Origin of the sequence: Aliidiomarina minuta, from assembly GCF_003987145.1 — a bacterium.
GTDB lineage: Bacteria > Pseudomonadota > Gammaproteobacteria > Enterobacterales > Alteromonadaceae > Aliidiomarina > Aliidiomarina minuta.
In genome coordinates this window covers 1692425-1708616 of sequence record NZ_PIPL01000001.1, presented here as the reverse complement: position 1 = coordinate 1708616, position 16192 = coordinate 1692425, and the positions used below count along the sequence as shown (strand labels likewise).

14 protein-coding genes are annotated in these 16192 nt (G+C 49.9%); 8 read left to right on the top strand and 6 right to left on the bottom strand.

Annotated features, from left to right (window positions below; translation table 11 throughout):
* Positions 1-8: 8 nt before the first annotated feature.
* The gene (locus CWE09_RS14295; protein ID WP_126803490.1) at positions 9-515 is read left to right on the top strand and encodes a prepilin-type N-terminal cleavage/methylation domain-containing protein; all 507 of its coding nucleotides are present in this window, start codon (positions 9-11) and stop codon (positions 513-515) included.
* A gap of 104 nt (positions 516-619) precedes the next feature.
* On the opposite strand, the gene CWE09_RS08225 is transcribed toward CWE09_RS14295, so the two are convergent.
* From CWE09_RS08225 to CWE09_RS08200, 6 genes are all read right to left on the bottom strand, one after another.
* Positions 620-1438, bottom strand: coding sequence for an SDR family oxidoreductase (locus CWE09_RS08225; protein WP_241974321.1), 819 nt, complete (start codon positions 1436-1438; stop codon positions 620-622).
* Positions 1439-1485: 47 nt separating this feature from the next.
* Entirely contained in the window at positions 1486-2097 is a 612-nt protein-coding gene (locus tag CWE09_RS08220; protein ID WP_126803488.1) for a flavin reductase family protein, read from the bottom strand.
* A 98-nt stretch (positions 2098-2195) separates the two neighbouring features.
* A complete protein-coding gene (locus CWE09_RS08215) occupies positions 2196-7256 on the bottom strand; it encodes a DUF6701 domain-containing protein (protein WP_126803487.1) in 5061 nt (1686 codons plus the stop codon).
* On the bottom strand, positions 7243-7668 hold the full coding sequence (locus tag CWE09_RS08210; protein WP_126803486.1) for a hypothetical protein: 426 nt from the start codon (positions 7666-7668) through the stop codon (positions 7243-7245). The genes CWE09_RS08215 and CWE09_RS08210 overlap by 14 nt, the downstream gene beginning before the upstream one ends.
* Positions 7658-8488: a PilW family protein gene (locus CWE09_RS08205; RefSeq protein ID WP_126803485.1), complete on the bottom strand. Its 831-nt coding sequence runs from the start codon at positions 8486-8488 to the stop codon at positions 7658-7660. The genes CWE09_RS08210 and CWE09_RS08205 overlap by 11 nt, the downstream gene beginning before the upstream one ends.
* A complete protein-coding gene (locus CWE09_RS08200; protein WP_126803484.1) occupies positions 8488-9024 on the bottom strand; it encodes a type IV pilus modification PilV family protein in 537 nt (178 codons plus the stop codon). Before CWE09_RS08200 ends, CWE09_RS08205 begins: the two co-directional genes overlap by 1 nt.
* A 74-nt stretch (positions 9025-9098) precedes the next feature.
* Between CWE09_RS08200 and CWE09_RS08195 the strand changes: the two genes are divergently transcribed.
* From CWE09_RS08195 to rng, 7 genes are all read left to right on the top strand, one after another.
* Positions 9099-9569, top strand: a complete 471-nt coding sequence (locus CWE09_RS08195) for a prepilin-type N-terminal cleavage/methylation domain-containing protein (protein WP_126803483.1) — start codon at positions 9099-9101, stop codon at positions 9567-9569.
* Positions 9570-9822: 253 nt separating this feature from the next.
* The gene (locus CWE09_RS08190) at positions 9823-11577 is read left to right on the top strand and encodes an SUMF1/EgtB/PvdO family nonheme iron enzyme (protein ID WP_241974320.1); all 1755 of its coding nucleotides are present in this window, start codon (positions 9823-9825) and stop codon (positions 11575-11577) included.
* 157 nt (positions 11578-11734) lie between these two features.
* The gene (locus CWE09_RS08185) at positions 11735-12778 is read left to right on the top strand and encodes a rod shape-determining protein (protein WP_126803481.1); all 1044 of its coding nucleotides are present in this window, start codon (positions 11735-11737) and stop codon (positions 12776-12778) included.
* 3 nt (positions 12779-12781) lie between these two features.
* Positions 12782-13663 (top strand): rod shape-determining protein MreC, encoded by an 882-nt coding sequence (gene mreC / locus CWE09_RS08180; protein WP_126803480.1) that lies wholly within the window; start codon positions 12782-12784, stop codon positions 13661-13663.
* Positions 13663-14148: a rod shape-determining protein MreD gene (gene mreD, locus CWE09_RS08175; protein ID WP_126803479.1), complete on the top strand. Its 486-nt coding sequence runs from the start codon at positions 13663-13665 to the stop codon at positions 14146-14148. The genes mreC and mreD overlap by 1 nt, the downstream gene beginning before the upstream one ends.
* On the top strand, positions 14145-14714 hold the full coding sequence (locus tag CWE09_RS08170; RefSeq protein WP_126803478.1) for a Maf family protein: 570 nt from the start codon (positions 14145-14147) through the stop codon (positions 14712-14714). The genes mreD and CWE09_RS08170 overlap by 4 nt, the downstream gene beginning before the upstream one ends.
* An 8-nt stretch (positions 14715-14722) precedes the next feature.
* Positions 14723-16192 carry a ribonuclease G gene (gene rng, locus CWE09_RS08165; RefSeq protein ID WP_126803477.1) on the top strand — a complete coding sequence of 490 codons (1470 nt, stop codon included), beginning with the start codon at positions 14723-14725 and terminating at the stop codon, positions 16190-16192.

Below are 16192 nucleotides of genomic sequence, written 5' to 3'. Positions count from 1 at the left end.
GAATTTCCATGAGAAGACAGTCAGGTTTTACACTTATCGAATTGATCATTGTGATCGTAATTCTGGGGATTTTAGCAGTCACTGCCGCCCCCCAGTTCTTTAACTTCGGCTCAGACGCCCGTGCATCCACAGTACGTGGCATGGAAGGCTCCGTGAAAGCCGCTGCCGATCTGGTGTATGCCCGTTCTGCTATTGAAGGCATTGAGCGTGAAGAAGATGCAACCACTGAGGCTGAAAGCATTGCGGTAGCTTATGGTTACCCAGCGGCTAGTGCTACTGGGATTATTGCAGCGTTGAACGCTAACTTTGGTGAAGTTGATGGAGATGGAAATTTTGTCGATGGAGCTGATACAGGTGGCGATTGGGACTTCACAGGCGATGACCCTTTGATTATTACTCCGGTGGGTCGCACGCCGGGCACTGCTACTGGAGAAGATAGATGTCAGGTTGAATACACCGTGGCTGCTAATGCCGATACCCGGCCAGTGATTGAGGCGTTTACTGAAGGCTGTTAATAACTGAAGTATTCCTTTAGTGGAAAAATAAGACCCGTGCACTGTATTCCAGTACGCGGGTTTTTTGTTTGCTGACTATTCTCTTTCACTCGCCGAAATTGTAACTAACGTTTTTTACCACCAGGTTTGCCACCGCGCTGCATCAGGCGCAAATACCAGTTGCGGGGCAAAAAGCGTTTCAGTAGCCATAAACGGCGGCCTTGTTTGTGGGGGAGCAGATAAAAAGTCTGACGTTCTATGGCCAGAATAATCCGCTGCGCGATATCGTCGGCGCTGAGCTCACTTTTGTTCATTAGTTTGTCGAGGGTCTTATCCATGCCGGGTACGGTGCTGCGCATAGAGTCGCCCAGGTTGGTGCGGAAAAATGATGGGCAGACGACCGTGGTATGAATACCAAAAGGCAGCAGCTCGTTCTGTAGTGTTTCTGACAAGGACACCACGGCGGCTTTGGATACGTTGTAACTGCTCATATTCGCCACATCCAGTAAGCCCGCCATGGAGGCAATATTAACAATATGCCCCTGGCCCTGAGCTTTCAGCAGCGGGGTAAAGGCCTTACAGCCAGCTACGACACCAAGCAGGTTGATATCCATAATCCAGCGCCAGTCCTGCATACTGACATCATCAATGGCACCCACCTGAGCTACCCCTGCATTATTGATCAGGACATCTATGCCGCCCCATTGTTGCTGTAAATGATCGGCAGCGGCTTGTAAGTCGGCTTCCTGCGTAACGTCGCAACGTTGATAGATAAATTGCTCGGGTGGCGCCGTTTTAAGCTCCTGCGTTGGGGTTGCCGCAAGGTCACCGACACAGACTTTCCAGCCTTGCTGAAGACAGACCTGCGCGATAGCAAGCCCCAGACCGCTGGCGCCGCCTGTGATGAAAACGCGTGTTTGTTGCTGTGCCATAGAAGTGCTCATAAATAATTGACAGAGCTGCTTAAACTAGCAGTCTTTAAAGGCTGGCATCAAGGTTTAGGGTAGGCTAGCCGGTTAATACGTACGGTGGTGTGGTAACTGTCCAGGCCAGAAACTGACACACTGCCGGCTTCCTCGATATCCAGGTACCCATCTTCCTGCTGAATATTGGCCGGAATGTTCAACCAGCAAATCTCGGCAATAACCATCTCAGTACCATTATGTTTTATGGGCACAATTTCAAGTAATTGCAGGCCGATACGCACCCGGGATTCGGTAACTGCCGGTGCATGGAAGCTTTCGTGATACATGGGAGTGAGCCCCGTGGCATCAAATTCACTGATTTCTCGTTCGTACTTGGCGGCGCTTTGATGAGCCGGTTGCAACATGCCCGGATGCACGTGATTAAGGGTGAACACACCCGTCTGTCGAATATTATCGAGACTGTGCCTGGGTACCGTGTTCGGCCGCATAATAAAGCCAATTAGCGGAGGCTCTGCGCCCAGATGCACAACTGAACTTATCATCGCCAGGTTGGTGTTACCTTGTTCATCAGCGGTGGCCAGCAGGTTAGCGCTTTTAAAACCAGACAGGCTGTTAATCATATGAGCCCGGTACCTGGACGGAAGTTTATCCAGATCATGACGTGTAATGTGTTGCATTGCTTAACCCCATATTTGCTTCAATAACCTTATTAACTACGCGGCAAATGCTTATATAGTTGTGTCAAAATTAATTATTTGGGCAGGAGTTGCTGCTGTTAACGCTCCATCCAGAAAATAATGCGGTCGTTGCCACGGAACTGGCCGAAGGTCGCCCAGGCGTGGGGCAGCTTTTCGTCGCCTGGTTCGCCTTCATCCCAAAGCCATTCTAACCAGGGCTCTGCTTGATACAGAAAGCGGAATTCACCTGCTTGCTGAGGTGCTTGCCATAACAGACCGTTCATCGGGTTTATACCTTCCTGTACCTGAATGTTGCTATTCTCGTCGGCTTCCGGTTGCAAATCCTCGTTATCTTCTACAACCCTTAGCTGACTGCTGTCCAGGACAGAGCAGTTGTCGTCAAAATTACGCAGGAATCGACCGCCGTCTGTTGTTTCCTGCCATTGTTCGATACGGGCGATGATATATAGGTTCTCATCTTCAGGACCATTAATGTCTTCCAGCACCAACCGACCATAACGAAACTCAGCGGGGTTGTTGCTCTGAATCCGGTGCCCATAACCTAGCAGGTTTGGATTCAATAGCTGGGTCATGTCATTGTCTCTGTCATCGACAGTAATGCCCATATCCGCTGCAAAAATAGCTTCTGGCTGTGCGTCCCGGTCCAGACGCAGTAACTGAGTAAAATCAGCAATACCATTTGCCCAGGGTATATCCAGTTCAAGTGCATCAACGCGACCACTGATATCATCGCCATTGCGCACCACTAACGGTTGTGGTTCGCCCCGGGCGAAATCGTCTGTGTAGTTGAGCGTTCTCTGCTGGCTAGTATTGAGGGCTTCGATGCTTCCCTGGATCTGTAACGGCTGGCCGAGGTAGGAAAAATCCGGGCTTTCGCAGGCAGCAATCACTCGATCACCACTGATTTTAAAATAAGCCGGCACAAACCGGCCGACGTCGTCGCTGGTATGAGGCTGAATGTCCGTGTAACCGAAATAATCGGTGGCCGGTTGTGCGGTTATATGAATAACCCCCACCTCTGAAAATTGATTCTCTATCTCATTCAGTGCATTTTCAGCTGCACTGTGTGCATACCCAGTTTGCCCCAGGTTGCCGACCACGCCTTCTGCGGGCGCGATGAGCTGATGTTGCAGATTGACCTGATCCATGCGGAAATTCGGTGTAGGAGGCGCCTGACAAGTATCGCCAGTACCTGCGCCATGTGCTGATATCTGGATTGCAAAGTTCTCACCCGCCCGGAGAAAAGCACACCCTGCATTGTTGATATCGGTGCAAACGACTTCGGGTACCTGCACACAGAGCCCTTGTGGCCGGGTGACAAAGGTATCGCTGCCACGCATGTTCAGGCCTTCTTCCGGAGTGCCAGAAGCGCCCTGATAGCGAGCGTTTAATTGCATCAGACCTGCATCAGGATAGGATAAGTCAATAAAAGCTATGCCGTCGTCGTTAAAGTCGAGCGGCACATTAGTAGCCTGACTCTCGGTCAGTGCAACTTCCTGGGTATCTTCCTGAGTACTTATGCTGATGGGTAAAGACACAGGGCGATCAGCGGGACCTGGGTCGAGGTAGTCAGACCATAGACGCAGCGTTTTGCTTTCGTTCTGAAAGCGAGGTGAGCAGCTTTGCGTGACGTCAAAGTTTTCTTCATCTCGATATACTGCCTGCACGGCGATATCGGATTGCAGCGTGTTGGATACATGGTCCGGTACCTCAAAAATGAAACCTGAGTCGGCAAAGGTAATGTTACAGTCCGTACTGGGCTCGGCCCCGTTAATGCGACACAGGGTTGGGTTTTCTGCCACCGGCGATGGGTTGCTGACACCCAGTGCGGCCGTGCCTGGCTGGTTGTAGTGAAAATCACGGGTGACTATAGAGCCGGCAAAGGTTGCGGTAGCTTCTGGCTGCCAGTTTGCAGGTGCTTCGTTTGGAGTTAAAGTGACCGACGCTGATTGCTGATAGAGTGTTTCGCAGTTGGCATCGACACAGGCCCGTACTGAAACTTCCTGAGGACGGCAGGTAAGCGCGTTGCTGTTGTAATCAAGACGGTAGTGATGAATGCTGGAAGATACCGGAATAAAAGTGTCCGCGCAGATCTCAACATCGCCCAGCTCGTGAATATTGGTGTTGGCCCCGGTACTACCTGTGAAACTGAGGAAAAAGTTCTCTGGCACCTCAGACTGACCGCTGAACTCCAGTACGTTAGTCGGTGGAATCACGTACTCAAAACCAGCTTCACTGCGATCCAAACTGCGTTCCACACTGACCATAGAGCGGGTTGGGTTTCGCGAGTCGATAATGATTCGGTAACGATGTCCCGGGCCCGGTGTACCGCCAGGTTGATCAATACGCGGGTTCAGCGCCGGGTTACCTGAGTCCGTGAGGTAGGCATAACCGTTGGTCCCTGCTCCGGCGCCGCGCATGACAACGCGGTGCGGTCTGAGGCCTCCGGCAACGCCCCCCTGACGCCCTTCAGTGCTGCGCGAAAAGTTGCCAAACTCATCCAGGCCTATGCCCAGCCAGCCGCCAGCAAAACCGACATCACCATTGTCCCGCTGAGCATAACCTAAAGAACCACCAAAGCTGCCAGACTGGGGCGATTGAGAGGCATCGGAAAGCACCACCGCTATGCCGTCAGCGCTACTGCCTGCGTAGGCATAATAATCAAATTCAACCTCTACCCGGTTGTCGCGTGCAGGGAATATGCGATTCAGAGTGACCCGGGTGGCTTGGTTGGTAACAGCTTCAGTCAGGCGCAGTCGTCCGCCAACTATTTGCGGAGTGAAATCACCGGCAGAACGGGATACGGCCCAGTTCTGTTCAAAATCGGATTGGTCCATAAAATCATCTGCGTAACAAAGATCGGCACCGTCCGTTTGACAAGGCGAGCGCTCCTGGCGCAGTTCATTTAACTGTTGTGCGGTTAAAGCACCGCGGAAAATACTGACTTTATCTATGGAGCCGTTGAAATAGCGTCCTGGAGTGTTCTGGTCGGCGCCTATTTGCAATGGTTGTGTATTCTGGCGCAAGCCTGCGCTGGGTTGGTTTCTGGATGTACGGTTGCCGTTAATAAATATGCTTTGCTCGCTCGGGGTGTAACGTATGGCGACATAAGTCCACTGCCCCACTGGCACAATATCATCACTATTAAATTGCTCAATCTGTCCGTTTCTATCCTGCCACCACCAGTTCACCCGGCCATCAGGGGTAAGGTGAAACTCGTAGTTTTCATCCTTAGATAAGATAGTCATTAAACCGGATTCCGGATGGCTATCCGGGCGTATCCAGGCGCCTATGGTAAAGCTGCCACTGAAGTTCAGTGGAACTGAATCAGGGCTTTCAAAATGCTGGCTGCGGCTGCTGTCAAAAGTGGCATAACCACAGCTGCCCATGCCCATATTGTCTGTTGGAAGGGCAGGGTCATTAGTTAAATAACCGGGGCCATTAACAGGTAATACGGTCAGTCCATGTTCACCTGAGTCTTCTATAGGATCAGGGGCTAACCTACGCCAGGGACCGTCGTTGAAGCCTAACCCCAGTTCTTTTCGCGGCTGCGCCAGGCAGAAATCGCCACCCTGTAAGTTTTGCGGAACTGCCGAATGGGAGATCACAGGAGCATTTTGTGCTGTTCCTGAACCCTGAATGTTTATCGTGGAGGCTGAGGTTAAAGAGCCTGTTATCTGAGTCGGGGGCTGGTAAGCAAAACAAAAAGGACCTGCCTGAAATGTACATTCGCGTGGGGCCAGAATGATCTCGTCAGCATAGATATAACCGTTGATCTGAACATCGGCGGCTATGGTCAATGTGCCAGTCACCACCAGAATAAAGTTGGCTGTGTTGCCACCGGTATTGAGTCGTCGTCCACTTTGAATGCTGAGATCGCCATCAACAAAAAGGCGTGAAGTAGGACCGTTAGTGACGTAATTAGCACCTACGTCGCCAAAATTCCCTCGGCGAAGGTAATCTCCGGGTTGCAGGTTTTGCGGCAAAGGGGTGTCCAGCGCTTCCTCTGGCAGACGAATGTCTTGCGGATGAAAGTGCTGTTGGTTTAGTCCCTGAGGCCAGATGTCGGCACACCATGCGGTTGTCAGATCTTCTGGAACTGTTGCGCTGCAAGGCCCCTGGTTATTGTTGAGATCACAACTTTCGCCAACTGCGCCGGAGCCAATGACACGGGGGGCGTTGATGTAGCCATCCACTGTGCCCCGGTTGACTACTGTGCCGTTGGCATTGACACTGCCCGCCGTTCCTGATGATTCAATAGTGACTCGATTCTGTGAACTGATGTTGCCGGCAACCGAACCGTTATTAAGGGTTAGTTGGTTTTGCACACGTGCATTGCCGCCGATAGAGCTGCCATTGTTGATGTTGATTTCCTGAGCCTCGGCATCGCCGCCGACAGAGCCTTCGTTAAGGGCTATATTTTGTCCTGACGTCGCGTCGCCACCGACTGAGCTACCATTATTAATATTGATATTGCCAGTCGCTTCTGCACTTCCACCAATGCTGCCGTCATTGAGTGAAATTACGCCTCCACTTTGAGCATCACCGCCAATGGTACTGCCATTATTAATATTGATATCGCCACCGGCGCTGGCATTGCCTTCGATAGAGCCATTGTTGAGGTTAATAGTGCCGGTGGCTGAGACTGATTGCTGAACATAGGCCGCACCGTTGAAAGTCACGTTCTGCCCGCTAATATCGCCCGTTACTGTGGCTGGATTTAAGGTTACATTCCCGGTTGTCTCAATAGCACCGTTGATTTGAGCTCCATTTCCAAAGGTGACTTCGGAATTAGAGACAATACGACCATTGAAGGTCAGGTTGTTACTATAGCTTGATAGAGAAGCCCGCATATCCAGAGTAAAAGGCTGGGTGTTTGCTCGATTGACTGTGAGGCCAGCTGGCATTTGCAACGAGTTACGCATGAGCAGGGTCATCGGCTGGGTAATGCGCAGCTCTCGATTTGCCTCATTCAGGTTAATCCACCCCGGGCAATCGACAACATCATTGCTAAAGGTACAGTTGGCGAAAGCACCCTGATTATTGATGGCATCATCAGGCAGTGTCCAGTTGGCGGCAACCGGAGTGCTAAGTATTATGCTGGCGGCAAGCCAGGACCGCAGATTAAAAATTGCCATCGACGGCCTCTACTATAATTTGTCGTGAATATTCGCGGTTACCTGTAAGGCATTCTCCGGTAGAAGTGATGCGAAAATGAGTCATACCATAGTCATCGCTATAGTCTTGCAGGGCGCAATTTACGCGGGCACTACAGTTGTTCAGTCCCGGGGCATTGAAATCAATATTACGCCCGCTATTACAGGCTCCGTGGCTGGCACTGTCTGTGCCAGGTGGAAATAAGTCGGTAAGAAACACCTGAGCGCCACTATTGGCAGCCTGCAGAGCCCGGGTACCTGCGACTTCGTCCACTATGGCCGCACTGCTGGCAGAGAGCACCCGCGCCAGTACCGCGGCGAGCACACTCATGACTACAATAATGAAGATGGCAATCACCAGAGAGCTGCCTTGTTGCTTTTGTTTAAGGAACATTCGGAATATGTACCTCATGATGAATAATAAAGGGTTCAGCGCCCTGACGTCGCGCGAAACGTAAGTCGATTTCAACTAAGTTAGCACGTTGCAGGGTTGCAGCTATGGTAAAGAAAGGAAGTTGTCCTCCTTCGATGTTGTTATACAGGTCACTGGCCATAACAGCACGTTGAGCATCACCATGGGCCAAATCAGGGCTGTTAGCCAGGGGGTAGCCTGTAATACGCACTAGTTGTTGTTGGCCTGCTATTTCACCAGTAGCTTCAAGGCACCAGCTGACCGGTCCGGTACTGATAAAATAGCGTTGTGCGGGACTTTGCAAGGGAAACAGGGTCGGCGTGGTGTTGTAGTCAAAAATTAAAGTACTGTCCTGCTCGGTGACCCCGGATATAACTTTGCGTTGAGTGGTTGAGTTATAGATACGCTGTTCTGAGTTCGCGTAGACAAAAAGGTAAGTGCCCTCGTAGTTTACTCCCTGACTGTAATTGTCAGGAGGCACAGCAACAAAATCAGCATTAGTTTGCCCGGGTTGAGGAAGTTCCAGATAACTGCTGCTGGCATGTATTGGCAGCAGTTCCAGGCAGCGGTTGTTATTAATAACCCGGGCACTACCGGGCAGTGAATTGCGTAACTCACGAGTCAGTCGTTCCACGGCGAAACGACTCTGTGATATCAGCTGATCGCGACCGACTACGTCGCTGAAGATCTGCGCACCAAAACCCAGGTAACTAAAAGTAGCTATGCTCATGATGCTGAGCAGTACGATCACTATAATCAGCTCTACCAGAGTGAAGCCAGCGTTGCGCAATTGATATAGCATTAAAAGTTTCCTCGCAACGCGCTGAATTCAAAAGGTTGATTATCTGGTGTGAAAACGGTGATCTGAACTCGTTTAAATAGTGTGATTTCGTTCAGACACTGGCTGGCATTGGCATCACTATAACAAACATTAATCTGAACGCTGAAGCCGGGATACAGGTCGCTTAAATCTTCACCCAATGCGCTTTCTACACTGCCTGATAACCCGTGATAATCATCGACATCATTAAAGCGATCGCGGGTCTCTGTGTTATCCGGGCCTAGTTGATCTGGGGCGGTACACAAAGGTTCCTGGTCAGCCTTACAGCGCTGGCGACCACCGCGGCGGTCGCTGGCCTGATCAAAGCTTTTGGCCATAATTTCATTCAGCAAAGATTGCCCCAGCTCGGCAGCGCGTACCTGATAAACAGGCGTAATACTTTGCCGTGCGGCAGGCAGTAAGACGGAAGTAATTAATAGCAGTGCAATGGCTAAAACGACGATACCCATGATAATTTCAATCAGGGTGAAACCTTGTTGTATTTTTTTATATGGCATAGTCGCACGTCTATTTTTTGAACTCAGACCCAGTATACTGTGTTAAATGCATTTGATAACAGGAAAAGCAGCTAATGAGAGCGAAAGGCTTTACGCTGGTTGAACTTATTATCGTGATTGTTATTTTAGGCATTCTGTCAGTCTATGCTGCGCCGCGTTTATTCTCGACTCAAGACAGTGATTTAACGGGTATTCAGGCGAGTATGATTAGTCTGTTTCGGTTGCAGCAACAACGAGCTATGCAGGATACCGAAAAATTTTTCCAGTATGGTGCTTATTACGGCGTTGCAATGGATAATTCTCAGCTCGTCGGTGTTAAGGATTGCGGCAGTTTGCCGATAACAATTGAGACAGACGCAATAGCTACAGGTAACCTGGATTTGACTTTGCAAGGCGAAAGCTGGCCAATATGCTTCAATAGTCTGGGTTGTATAGGCGAGCAATGTGGAAATATTGCTCTGGAAATCACATTAAGTGGGTCTGGCGCCGCTAGTCGGCAGCTTTGTATCAATACACAGGGTTTTATAAGAAGTGGTGTCTGTTAAGGGCTGCAGCATGACTAATTAATAAACAAATAACTTTTTAATCAGTAATGCGATCTGTATGCTTGCCATTTAACCTTGCAACAAATAGCATAAGACTGTTTCCGTAGGGAAAAGTCGACACATATCGAGGAAAATGATGCGATTGGTTCAAGTTGCACTAATAATAACAGCTGTTTCTCTGGCTTGGCTCCCCGCACAAGCAGAAGAAAAAGCATCAGTCTCTGAAATAGAGGCCAGAATTAACCAGGTACAGATGCAGTACAACAGTTTCACTGATCAGGTTGATCAGATGACAGCTGAAGAACAGCGTCTACGCCAGCAGTTAACTCAGTTGCGTGAGCAGAGTTCAGGGCTTGAACGGCAAAGACGCCAGGCTCTTGACCAGATGAACCGCTTGTACCGGGAAATGGTAGATAACCCCGACACGGATATTTCTGCAGCTCAGTCAGAGTATCAGAGTGCCGTGCGTGCTCATCAGCAGAACCTGGAACAAGTAGCCGTGAAGACTACTGAACTTTCGGGTAAGCAGTCTGAGTCCGAGCGTATTCGGCTGAGTAAACATAGCCTGGTCAATCAGCTTGAGTTGCTCAAAGAGCAACATAGATTTGCCCGGGTTAATCGTTTACGCGATGAGTTTAATCGCCGCGGGGAACTGGAGGCTAGTCAGTCACTAACCTGTGATCGTGATGAAACCATTCGCCAATGTGAAAGCCGCGCCGAGCTTATGGCTAAGCAGCGTGCTTCTCAGTCCTATCTGAGTACTTTATTCGATAACCTGAGTGAAACTGATCTGGTCAGCGAGCGCAGAGAAGAGAGCGGCGTTGATGTACGCGTTGTAGGTTCTAACGTGGTCAGCTCTGAATACAGTGGCCAACGTGGTTATGATGTTCGTCTGAAAGTTCAGATGGAAGGGCGTTTGCCACGAAATCATGCGTGTGAATTGTTAGGTCTGGACCAAAGATATTGTAATGAAAGTACTAGTGCTGAACGTTCCCCGGGGGAGCGTGAAGTGGTAAAAAAGCCTGAAACTGAGTCGGTCATGCACCGGCTCGTTATTCGTTCTAATGTGCATAATGATCAGGTTTATATCGATGGTCAGCGGTATGGCTCTACGCCCGTAGAAGTGATGCTGGAACCGGGTCGTCATAATGTTGAAATAGCTCGCCATGGTTACGACCGTTATGAAACTTCTGTAGATCTGCGCGAATCGACTGTAGTGCGCGGCGAATTATCGCGTTCTCAGTTTGTGTTTGCTGCGGGTGAACGTATTCAGGACGTCCTTAGTTCAGATTTGGAAGGCCCTTCCCTGATCGTTATGCCGCCTGGCCGTGGTCGGGTAGGTGACGTTTCTGGTAATGGACGTAGCAATGAACGTCCTGTGCGTAGCGTCGAGTTTGAAGCGCCTTTTGCGGTTTCTGTAGCCCCGGTTACGGTGAGTCAGTTTAATGCGTTTATCGATGCGACTAACCATATTACTGACGCTGAAGAAGGCGCAGGCTGTGCTCAGTTGCAGGAAGGCCAGCCGGTTAAAAGCAGCCAGCTGAACTGGCAAAACCCAGGTTATGAAGTGTCCGACGATATGCCAGTGACCTGCGTAAGCGATAGAGATGCAGCAGAATATGCCCGCTGGTTAACCCGTACCACGGGCAAGCAGTACAGCATTCCGACTGAAGGACAATGGGAATATAGTGCCCGCGCCGGTCAGAGAAGCGATTACTGGTGGGGTGATAGCGTCGGTGTAGGTCAGGCAAATTGTCGCGGCTGTGGTGGTGACTGGTCAGGTCAACAACCATCGCCTGTGGGTACTTATGAAAGTAATCAATGGGGTTTATATGACACTGTTGGTAATGTCTGGGAGTGGACACAAAGAGACAAAAGCTCAGGTAGCGTAGTGCGTGGTGGTGCTTTTAACTTCGCTCCTAGTCTGGCTCGTGCTTCAGCCCGTATGGAAATTTCATCTGGCTTTAGCGCAAACTACATCGGATTTCGCGTAACGCGCTCCGAGTGATAGTCCGAAGAACCCTGAAACACTGTTGTAGGGTTTTCTTCAACCAGATTAAGTAAAGCCCCTACCATTACTGCCTTTGCTGCTTGCTCCAACCCATCCAGCTTGATAGAGTTAGGAATATTTCCACCACTTTTCAGTAAAAAGGGAACGGCCCTCCATGTTTAAGAAGTTGCGCGGTGTATTTTCCAATGATTTGTCGATCGATTTAGGCACGGCAAACACCCTTATTTATGTAAAAGATGAAGGCATCGTGCTGAATGAGCCATCAGTTGTGGCTATTCGTCAGGAGCGTTCAGGCGGCCCCAAAAGTGTCGCCGCGGTAGGCACCGCGGCTAAGCAAATGCTGGGTCGCACGCCGGGTAACATCAAAGCTATTCGGCCCATGAAAGACGGCGTTATTGCCGATTTTTATGTAACTGAGAAAATGCTTCAGCACTTTATTAAAACCGTGCATGACAGCCGTTACTTCCGGCCTAGTCCACGAGTTTTAGTCTGCGTACCTTGTGGTTCTACTCAGGTTGAACGTCGGGCTATCCGCGAATCGGCCTTAGGTGCAGGCGCCCGCGAGGTTTATCTGATAGATGAACCTATGGCGGCAGCTATTGGTTCTGGATTGCCCGTTTCTGAGGCAACCGGTTCTATGGTGGTAGATATCGGTGGTGGTACCACCGAAGTAGCTATTATCTCACTTAATGGCGTGGTGTACTCATCTTCAGTGCGCATTGGTGGCGATAAATTTGACGAAGCTATTATTAATTATGTACGTCGTAATTTTGGTTCCCTTATTGGTGAAGCTACTGCGGAACGTATTAAGCATGAAATTGGTACTGCTTTCCCGACCGATGATATGAAAGAAATTGAAGTCCGTGGTCGTAACCTTGCAGAGGGTGTTCCCCGTTCATTTACCCTGACCAGTGGCGAAATTCTGGAGGCATTACAAGAACCGTTATCGGGAATTGTGAGTGCCGTCATGGTAGCGCTTGAGCAGTCGCCGCCGGAACTGGCGTCTGATATCTCCGAACGAGGCATGGTACTTACCGGTGGTGGTGCTTTGCTCAAAGATTTAGACCGATTGCTCATGGAAGAGACCGGCATACCGGTTATTATCGCTGACGATCCCCTGACCTGCGTAGCACGCGGTGGTGGGAAAGCTCTCGAAATGATCGATATGCACGGCGGTGATTTGTTTAGCTACGAGTAAACGGTGAATCCGCTTTTTGTCCAGAACATCTCCTTAAAAGGGCGCCTGACGCTAGCCTTAGTGCTAGCGTTTTTGCTTATTTTTCTAGACAACAGACTGGGCGCCATGCAAGAAGTTCGGTTGGTGCTCAACTCTCTCGTTAGTCCGGTTCAGTATATCGCACGTATGCCAGAGCAGGCCCTTCAGGGATTGTATGGCGCCATGCGGACACGAAGCAGTCTGCATGAGGAAAATCGCGCATTGCGTGATGAAGTCCTGGACTTACAAGGCGCAATGCAACGTTATGACTTTCTTAGCAGTGAGAATCGGCGTTTACGTAATTTATTAGGTTCTGATGCCCAGGCGGAAAGCCTGCGCATGGTGGCAGAAGTAATAGCGGTCGACTCTGACCCTTTTAGTCAGCAAGTGGTTATCAACAAAGGTACCCTGCACGGGGCTTTTATCGGTCAGCCAGTTATTGACGACCGCGGCATTATTGGTCAGATTGCCAGTATTGGGTTAACTACCGCGCGCATAATTCTTATTTCTGATCAGGGCCATGGTCTGCCTACTCGCTCGGACCGCAGTGGTATCAGAGTGGTTGCTCAGGGGGTTGGCGAAACTGAACGCCTGGAGTTGATGCATGTTCCCCATTCTACAGAGCTTGAAGTTGGCGACTTGTTGGTAACATCCGGTCTCGGCGGACTTTTCCCCGAGGGCTACCCAGTTGCCCGCATTACAGAAATCATTCGCGATGAATCATTACCCTTTGCTCAGGTTTCTGCAGAGCCCGCTTCAAACCTGGATCGAATTCGCATGGTGTTATTACTGTGGCAACCGGATTCGGACCGACAGCCGATATTTAATCCACTCAGCCGAGGCCAGAACCGAGAGGGCAGCGAATAATGACATCTGTATTTGCGCAGCGCGTAACCATCTTTATGGCTTTGTTGTTAGGCCTGGTACTCTCAGTGATTCCTATGTCTTCCGGACTGTCAGCCTGGCGGCCAGAATGGGCGCTAATGATACTCTTGTATTGGGTGTTGGCATTACCGCATCGGCTCAATATAGGTTCATGTTTCGTAGTCGGTATTGCGATGGATATCCTCATGGGCTCGACGCTTGGCATTCATGCGGCGGCTTATGCTTTGGTAGGTTATGTAGTAGCACGGCATTATCAAAGGGTGCGTAATTTCTCGTTATCTCAGCAGGCATTTTTCATACTGGTATTAGCAGTGGTAGAGCGCTCTGTAGTCTATCTTATTGAGTATTATTTGAATAACGCGGCTTTGCAGCTGCATTATTTTTTACCTGCTATTAGCACAGCTATTATGTGGCCCTGGCTATTTTTATTACTAAGGAAGTACCGGCGTCGTTTTGGAGTGGTATGAAAAATCTTTATTTGGCCTCGGCATCACCACGTCGTTATGAATTATTAGGTATGCTGGAGCACCCCTTCGAGCGGGTTAATGCAGAAATTGAAGAACTGCAGCAGGAGCATGAAGCGCCCCATCAGTACGTCGTTCGGCTGGCGATAGAAAAAGCTCAGGCTGGTTTACAGCAGGTTTCTGACCCGCAGGCCAAAGTGCTGGGTGCAGACACTATTGTGGTAGTCGCTGGCAAGGTTCTGGAAAAGCCCCGCAATAAAGATCATTTTCGACAAATGTTTGACCAGTTGTCTGGCTCTACGCATCAGGTTATGACCGCAATCTGCGTGGCAACCGAAGGAAAAGAGCTGCATGACCTGGTGACTACCGAAGTGACCTTTTGTCATCTTACTGAAGCAGAAGTTGAGCACTACTGGTCTACTGGTGAACCTTTGGATAAGGCCGGCGGTTATGGAATTCAGGGTCGTGCCGGTAAGTTCGTGCAGCAGCTTAGAGGAAGTTATTTCGCAGTGGTTGGTTTGCCTTTATATGAAACCAATCAATTGCTTCAACGTATAGAGCAGGATTAAGGGGTGACATGAGCGCTGAAATTCTAATAAACGTCACACCCAGTGAAACCCGGGTAGCTTTGGTTGAGAATGGTATTCTGCAGGAAATCCATATTGAACGTGAAGCGCGTCGCGGCCTGGTAGGCAACGTATACATGGGCAAAGTGGCCCGGGTTCTCCCTGGTATGCAGGCCGCCTTTGTGGATATAGGCCTGGAAAAAGCCGCCTTTTTACATGCCTCCGACATTATCACTCATATTGACGATGTCGAAGAGCTGGATCGTGAACAACTTCCTGCCCGGGATATCTCTCGTTTGGTACGTCAGGGCCAGCATATTATGGTGCAGGTGGTAAAAGATCCACTGGGTACTAAAGGCGCCCGACTTACCACTGATATAACAGTTCCTTCGCGTTATCTGGTGTTAACGCCGCGCTCGAATCATGTCGGCGTATCTCAACGAATTGATAGCGAGGCCGAGCGTGACCGTCTGAAGCGGGTGGTAGCTGCGCATAGTGATGAGCAACTTGGATTTATTGTGCGCACCGCCGCTGAAGGTGCCGGTGAAGCAGAGTTGCATCAGGATGCTAAGTTCCTGCGACGCTTGTGGGAAAAAATCCAGGAACGCAAAAAGCGCTTTTCCAAAGGAGGTGTCCTTTATCAGGACCTGAATCTTGGTGCCCGTGTGCTGCGCGACTTCGTCGGCGGAAATATTGAGCGGGTTCGGGTTGATTCGCGCTTGAGCTATGAGCAACTGGATGAGTTTCTGGCTGAGTTTATCCCTGAGTTGCAGCCTAAGCTGGAGTACTATGAGGGAGAGCGGCCGATTTTCGATATGTTTGATATCGAGAATGAAATTCAACGCGCCCTTGATCGCAAAGTAAACCTGAAGTCCGGTGGCAGTCTGATTATCGATCAGACCGAAGCTATGACGACTATTGATATTAATACCGGTGCTTTTGTCGGTCATCGTAACCTGGCTGAAACTATTTTTAATACCAACACCGAAGCTACCCAGGCTATTGCCCGTCAACTGCGACTGCGCAATCTGGGCGGGATTATTATTATCGATTTTATCGATATGCAGAACGATGAACATAAGCGGCGTGTCCTGCACAGCCTGGAGCAGGCGCTGGCCAAAGATCGGGCAAAAACCACCATTAATGGTTTTACCTCGTTGGGCTTAGTGGAAATGACACGCAAGCGAACCCGCGAAAGTCTCGAACACGTGTTGTCTTCTGAGTGTCCGGTCTGCCATGGACGCGGTAGTATGAAAACGGTAGAAACTGTTTGTTATGAAGTTATGCGTGAAATTGTACGGGTGAATCGAGCTTATGATGCCGATCAATTTGTGGTGTACGCCTCAGCCAGCGTAGCTGAAGGCCTGCTGAATGAAGAGTCACATGCACTTGCTGAACTGGAAGTCTTTGTGGGTAAGCAGGTCAAAGTGCAGATAGAGACGCTGTATCACCAGGAACAGTTTGATGTGGTGATGATGTAG

Bases quoted from the DNA above. Each gene is read 5' to 3' on its own strand.
- CWE09_RS14295 (WP_126803490.1), top strand. From the start codon at position 9: ATGAGAAGACAGTCAGGTTTTACACTTATCGAATTGATCATTGTGATC.
- CWE09_RS08215 (WP_126803487.1), bottom strand. From the start codon at position 7,256: ATGGCAATTTTTAATCTGCGGTCCTGGCTTGCCGCCAGCATAATACTT.
- CWE09_RS08185 (WP_126803481.1), top strand. From the start codon at position 11,735: ATGTTTAAGAAGTTGCGCGGTGTATTTTCCAATGATTTGTCGATCGAT.
- mreD (WP_126803479.1), top strand. From the start codon at position 13,663: ATGACATCTGTATTTGCGCAGCGCGTAACCATCTTTATGGCTTTGTTG.
- CWE09_RS08210 (WP_126803486.1), bottom strand. From the start codon at position 7,668: ATGTTCCTTAAACAAAAGCAACAAGGCAGCTCTCTGGTGATTGCCATC.
- CWE09_RS08205 (WP_126803485.1), bottom strand. From the start codon at position 8,488: ATGCTATATCAATTGCGCAACGCTGGCTTCACTCTGGTAGAGCTGATT.
- CWE09_RS08200 (WP_126803484.1), bottom strand. From the start codon at position 9,024: ATGCCATATAAAAAAATACAACAAGGTTTCACCCTGATTGAAATTATC.
- CWE09_RS08220 (WP_126803488.1), bottom strand. From the start codon at position 2,097: ATGCAACACATTACACGTCATGATCTGGATAAACTTCCGTCCAGGTAC.
- rng (WP_126803477.1), top strand. From the start codon at position 14,723: ATGAGCGCTGAAATTCTAATAAACGTCACACCCAGTGAAACCCGGGTA.
- CWE09_RS08225 (WP_241974321.1), bottom strand. From the start codon at position 1,438: ATGAGCACTTCTATGGCACAGCAACAAACACGCGTTTTCATCACAGGC.
- CWE09_RS08190 (WP_241974320.1), top strand. From the start codon at position 9,823: ATGCAGTACAACAGTTTCACTGATCAGGTTGATCAGATGACAGCTGAA.
- CWE09_RS08195 (WP_126803483.1), top strand. From the start codon at position 9,099: ATGAGAGCGAAAGGCTTTACGCTGGTTGAACTTATTATCGTGATTGTT.
- CWE09_RS08170 (WP_126803478.1), top strand. From the start codon at position 14,145: ATGAAAAATCTTTATTTGGCCTCGGCATCACCACGTCGTTATGAATTA.